The sequence below is a fragment of the Pseudomonas mosselii genome (assembly GCF_003205295.1).
GTDB classification, from domain to species: Bacteria; Pseudomonadota; Gammaproteobacteria; order Pseudomonadales; family Pseudomonadaceae; genus Aquipseudomonas; species Aquipseudomonas mosselii_B.
In genome coordinates, this window is record NZ_QJRP01000067.1 from 1 (window position 1) to 5,978 (window position 5,978).

A 5,978-nucleotide genomic window follows, 5' to 3' on the forward strand; every position below is an offset into this window, starting at 1 on the left:
GCATGGGGGTGTCCTTTTGAAGGGCAATGGGGCCTCTGCGAGGCCCTTTCCGGCCGGTCCGACGCCTCGGCAAGGCCGCTCCCACAAGGATTGCGCGGTCCCTGTGGGAGCGGCCTTGCCGAGGCGTCGGACCGGTCGAAAAGGGCTGCGCAGCAGCCCCAGGGGGCAGAAAAATCAGAACCGGCTGGTAACGCTCATCCCCACGGTGCGCGGGTCGCCGTAGGTGATCACGTACTGCCCGGCACCACCGTTGGGCCGGCCATGCACCTGGTAGCGGCGGTCGGTGAGGTTGTTGACGAAGCCGGTGACGCTGAGCTTGTCGTCGGCGCTGAACCAGCTCAGGCGCGCATTGGCCAAGGTGTAGTGCGGCTGGCTGAGGGTCTCGTCGGCACTGCTCTGGCGGTCGGCGAGGAAGTACTCCTTGTCGCGGAAACTCACGTCGCCACCGGCCACCACGCGCCCGGGCACGTCCAATGGCAGGGTGTAATCGGCGCCCAGCGACACCACGTTGCGTGGCGAGCGCACGAAGCTGTTGCCGCTGTAGTCACCGGTCACCGCGCCGGTGGTGGGGTTGGTGTTCTTGAAATCGGTGTACTCGGTGTCGAGGAACGACACGGCCGCGCGCAGGTGTAGGCGCTCGGTGGGCTGGCCTTCGATCTCAAGCTCGGCGCCCTTGACCTTGCCCTTGGCGCCGTTGGTCAGGGCGGTGGTGAGCACGCCGTTGTTGACCGTCAGCAGGTTTACCTGGATGTCCGAGTAGTCGTAGTAGAAGACGTTGGCGTTGACCGTCAGGCGCCGGTCGAACCACTCGGACTTGAGCCCCAGCTCGTAGGCGTCCAGTTCTTCCGGATCGACCGTGGTCAACTGCGCCAGGCTGGTGGAAAGCCCCGTGTTGAAACCGCCGGAACGGAATCCATGGGCATAACGGAAGAACACCCGCAGGTTGTCGTTGATGCGGTACTCCGGGGTCAGGTCGTAGGTCCAGGCTTCCCAGGTCTTGTCCTGCTGGCGGTTGCCGTTGCTGCCGACGCCGGCGATGGGGATCAGCGGGCCGTTGGCGCTGGCGCGGGTCAGCTGCACCAGGTCCAGGTCGATGTCCTTCTTTTCCTGGGTCCAGCGCAGGCCGCCGGTCACGCTGAAGTCTTCGGTGAACTCATAGGTGACGTTGCCGAACAGCGCATAGCTGTCGGTGCGGTGGTCGAAGCCCAGGTCGCGAAACGCCGTGCTGCCGACCTGGTTGGAGCCGCTGCCGTTGGGTGTCGGCCCCGGGGTGACGATACGCTGCGAGGCGCTGTCGAGGTTCTCGTGGAAGTAGTGGGCGCCGAGCAGCCAGTGCAGCGCACGGTCCTCCGGCGAGGCCAGGCGCAGTTCCTGGGACCACTGGCGATAGCTGTTGTCGGTGATCGAAGCGCCATTGACCTCATAGGGGGTGTAGTCGGCGTCGGTGGTGGAGCGGTTGCGGATGTCGTCGTAGGCGCTGATCGAGGTCAGGGTGTAGTCGCCCAGGTACCAGTTGAAGGTCAGCGAGGCGCCGTCGTGGTCGAGGCGGTAGTCCTCGTTGACGTTGAGCGAGATGTCGCGGCCATTGGGGCGCTGATAGCCGACGTTGTAGTAGCGGCCCACCGGCAGCGAGCCGTTGCTGCCGTCGCCCTTGAACTGGCGGCTGTGGATCTTCAGCAGGGCGTCCAGGTCCGGGTTGAGCTGGGCGAGGAACTGCAGGCGCACGGCCTTCTTGTTGACGTCGCCGTAGGTGTTGCCGTCGAAGTCGTTGTGTTGGAAGCCGTCGCGTTCCTCGGAATACAGCGACACCCGGCCGGCCAGCTTCTCGTCCACCAGGGTGCCGCCGAGGGCGCCGTTGAGGATGCGCTCGTTCTTGCTGCCGAAGCCGACCGTGCCATAGCCGTCGGTGTCGAAGGTCGGTTTCTTCGAGATCACGTTGACCGCGCCGGCGGTGGTGTTCTTGCCGTACAGGGTGCCCTGCGGGCCGCGCAGGATCTCGATGCGTTCCAGGTCGAACAGCGGCCCGCCGCCGGCGATGGGCGCGTTGAGGTAGACGTCGTCGGCGTAGATGCCCACCGGGTAGACCGTCGCCGCGCCGGTGTCGCCGGTGCCCAGGCCACGGATGTACCAGCGCGGGCGGCCGTCGCCGTCGGGGTTCTTGGCCGAGGCGTTGGGCACGAAGGTGGTGATGTCACCCATCGAGCGCACGCCGTCGGCGACCAGTTGCGTGCCCTTGATCGCCGACACGGCCACCGGCACTTCCTGCAGGGTCTGTTCGCGGTGCTGGGCGGTGACGGTGACGGTCTCCAGGGCCGGCTCGGTCTTGGTGTCGTTGGCGGCGAAGGTATGGCTGGCGGTACTGCCCAGCAGCAGCGCAAGGCTGATCTGGCGAGCGAGTGGATGGCGCTGGTGCATGTGGAATCTCCCCGAGTGAAAGCGTTGTTGGGGAGGACAGAGCAGGGACTGTGCCAAGCTCGTAACATGCTGTTTTTATTCAATTATATTGAGTGTTCAAGAGGGCGGTGCGGATGCTGCAGCAGCGGGGTGTTTGGAGGGTGTTGCTGGGGCAGCAGGGCCGCCCCAATCGCGGGGCAAGCCCGCTCACAAGCCCTTCGTGATGCGATCAGACAGCCAATCGCGATGTTGACCCGATCACCTGCTCCAGCACGCTCGAATCGATCCACTCGCGCACATCGATGCGCCGTGGGATGAACCCCCAGCGATGAAGGAACTCGCTGAAGTCCTGCAACGCCGCGATGGAGCGGCCATCCAGCGCCGTGCGCAGGCGCCGGTGGGCATCCTCGCCATAGGCCGCCGCCACCCAGTACTCGCTGGTGTTCAGCTCGCGGGCGAGAAAGCGCCGGGTGTCCTCGGGGTTGGCCCAGGCCCATTGCTCGGTGCGCAGCACGGTGTCGACCAGGGTGCGGCTGGCCTCGAAGTGCTCGTGCAGCAGGTGGGTGTCCACCGTCAGCGTGCGCGGCGTACCGTTGTTGCTGCGGATCAGCGGGTCGGGGTGGCTGCCGGTGTCGACCACCACGCGCAGGCCGAACTCGTGGGCCAGCTGCACGGCGTGGGCGCCCTTGAGGAAGATCGCGTCGATGTCGCCGCGCAGGAGGCCGATCAGCTCGTTGTTGCGCCGACTCACACGGCGGGTGTCCAGCGCCACTTCCGACCCATGTAGGTGCTGCTTGGGCTCATCGCTGTAGGTGCCGCCGTAGGGGTAGTCGACCAGCTCGACGTCGGCTACGTTCAGGCCTTCGAGCTTGAGCGCGTTCTCCAGGCCGCGCAGGGCCTGGGCGCGGGTGAAATCGATCTGCACGTTGGCCCACTTGGGCAGGCCGAAGCGGCGGTTCTTCAGGTCGCGGATGCCGCGTACGCCGCTTTCTTCAGTGGTGAGGATCAGCTGCACTTCGTCGATCCAGCTCAGCCCCAGCACCCGGGTCTCGACGCCGCTGGCGTAGGCCCAGATCGCCGGGATGCTGCCGCCGTGGCGCACCGAGTTCTGCAGGTGGTGGTCGTAGTGGGCCTCGCGCACCTCGCGCTCGCTGGACTCGCGCAGCGACTGGATGCGCGTGCCGAACGGCGCGAAGGCCTGGGCCAGGCGTCCGGACTGCACGGCGATGCCAAGGCCGGTGGGTACCGGGCTGTGGGTATACCAGAGGGTTTCCAGGGGCTTGCTCATAGGGCGACGGGTTTCCTGTCCATGGCAGAAGGGGCGGCGAGCAGCGCGTCCAGCGGCTGCCGGTCGATCCAGTCGCGCACTGCGAAACTGGCCGGGATGAAGCGCCAGCGCGCGAGGAAGTGCACGAAGTCCTGCAGCGCGTCGATGGCGTGTTCGTCCAGGGCGGTGCGCAGGCGCAGGTGGGCATCGTTGCCATAGGCCACGCCGACCCAGTATTCGCTGCTGTTGGTCTCGCGGGCCAGGTAGCGACGGGTCTCGTCCGGGTGCTGCTGCGCCCAGTGCTCGGCGCGCAGCACGCTGGCCAGCAGGGTGCGGGCCACGTCCGGGTGCTGCTCGAGCAGATGGCTGTCCACCGCCAGGGTGCGCGGGGTGCCGTTGTTGCTGCGGATCAGCGGGTCGGGATGGCTGCCGGTGTCGATCACGGTGCGCAGGCCGAAGGCGTGGGCCAGTTGCACGGCGCTGGCGCCCTTGAGGAAGATCGCGTCCACCTCGCCGCGCAGCAGACCGGCCAGTTCCAGGTTGCGGCCTTCGCCCTGGCCGGTGGACACCGGCGTGCCGGCGACGTTGCGTACCGGGCGGTCGCTGAAGGTGCCTTCGTAGCGGTAGTTGACCAGCTGCAGGTCGCCCACTTGCAGGCCGTGCAGCTTCAGGGCGTTTTCCAGGCCGCGCAGGGCCTGGGCGCGAGTGAAGTCGATCTGCGCCGCGCTCCAGTCGGGCAGGCCGAAGCGCCGGCCCTTGAGGTCCTGCACGGTATGGATGGCGCTGTCCGGGCGGGTCAGGATCAGCTGCGCCTCGTCGGCCCAGGACAGGCCGAGCACACGGGTCTCGCGGCCCTGGGCGCGGGCCCAGATCGCCGGGATGCTGCCGCCGTGGCGCACCGAATTGCGCAGCGTGTGGTCGAAGTGCGATTCGCGCACGGCCTGTTCATCGGCTTCGCGCAGCGACTGCACGCGGGTGCCCAGGACGGCCAGGTCCTGCTGCAGCCAGCCTTGCTGCACGGCGATGCCCAGGCCGGTGGGCACCGGACAGCGGGTGTACCAGAGGGTGTCTAGGGGTTGGCTCATGGTCGTTCTCCTCAGGCGCTGGCCTTGAGTGGCGTGGCGGCTTGCTGCACCAGCGGCAGGACTTCCTGGCCGATGCGCAGGGCCTCTTCCAGGTGCGGGTTGGCCGCCAGGATGAAGGTCGAGAAGCCGGCGTCGCGGTACTCGGCCAGGCGCTCGGCGATGTTCTGGTGGCTGCCCACCAGGCCCACGGTCGGGCCCGGCTTGGCCTTGGCGAAGCCGGCCCACAGGTTGCGCGCCAGCTTCAGTTCGTCGAAGTCCTGCAGGTGCTGGTGATAGGCCGCCTGGCGGGCACCGCCGACCGAGTCGGAGCCCGTGGCGAAACCCTTGGCAATGGCGCTGCTCTTGCCTTCGAGGCGTTCGAACTGCTGGCGCAGCTCGCGCCAGGCCTGTTCTTCGGTCTCGCGGGCGAACAGGTCGACGCGCAGGCCGAAGCGCACCGTGCGGCCCTGTTTGTCGGCCAGCTCGCGCACCCGCTCGATATGCGGCTTGAGCTTGTCGACCGGCTCGGCCCAGTTGAGGTAGACATCGGCGTAGCGGGCGGCCACCTCCAGCGCGGCGTCGGAAAAGCCGGAGAAGTACACCCCGGGCTTGCGCTCGTGGGCCAGGCCCGGCGGCAGGCTGCCGTGCTCCAGGCGGTAGATGTCGCCTTCGTAGGAGAAGCTGTCGTTGGCCCACAGGCCCTGGATCACGTCGAGGAATTCGCCGGTGCGCTTGTAGCGCAGGTCGTGTTCGAGGAAGTCGCCGTTGGCGCGCTGGCTGGCCGGGTTGCCGCCAGTGATGATGTTCCAGTCCAGCCGCCCGCCGCTGAGGTTCTGCAGGATCGCCGCCTGCTGCGCGGCGTAGGCCGGCAGGGTCCAGGTGGCCTGGAAGGCGATCAGGAAGCGGATGCGCCGGGTCTCGCGGGCCAGGGCCGCGGCGGCGATCCATGGCTCGGGACCGGTGGGCAGCAGGGCGCCTTCGAAACCGGCCAGCTCGGCGGCCTTGGCCACCTGGGCGATGTAGTCGATGTAGGTGAAGCCGTCGGCCTCGCCGTCGGGCAGGCGGCCGGGGGCGATGTTGCCCGGGCGGTGCTGCGGGTTGCCGCGGTTGTGGCGATCGGTGGACAGTTGCGGGCCGTCGGTGCCCAGGGGCAGGCGCCAGAAGAATTCGGTGGTCATGGGGGCTCCTGAAGGGGAGGTGGTCGATGGGGAGGGTGGTGCAACGGCTGTGCCATGGCGCTGCAGGGGCGGAAC

General features: G+C 67.8%; 4 protein-coding genes. All 4 read right to left on the minus strand.

Annotated elements, in window-relative coordinates; genetic code table 11:
- Positions 1-174: 174 nt before the first annotated feature.
- Positions 175-2,415, minus strand: a complete 2,241-nt coding sequence (locus tag DMX06_RS25870; protein WP_110739966.1) for a TonB-dependent receptor — start codon at positions 2,413-2,415, stop codon at positions 175-177.
- A 208-nt stretch (positions 2,416-2,623) separates the two neighbouring features.
- Positions 2,624-3,682: an ABC transporter substrate-binding protein gene (locus DMX06_RS25875; RefSeq protein WP_110739967.1), complete on the minus strand. Its 1,059-nt coding sequence runs from the start codon at positions 3,680-3,682 to the stop codon at positions 2,624-2,626.
- Positions 3,679-4,746: an ABC transporter substrate-binding protein gene (locus tag DMX06_RS25880; RefSeq protein WP_110739968.1), complete on the minus strand. Its 1,068-nt coding sequence runs from the start codon at positions 4,744-4,746 to the stop codon at positions 3,679-3,681. Before DMX06_RS25880 ends, DMX06_RS25875 begins: the two co-directional genes overlap by 4 nt.
- Before the next feature lie 11 nt (positions 4,747-4,757).
- On the minus strand, positions 4,758-5,903 hold the full coding sequence (locus DMX06_RS25885) for an LLM class flavin-dependent oxidoreductase (RefSeq protein ID WP_110739969.1): 1,146 nt from the start codon (positions 5,901-5,903) through the stop codon (positions 4,758-4,760).
- Between the last annotated feature and the right edge of the window lie 75 nt (positions 5,904-5,978).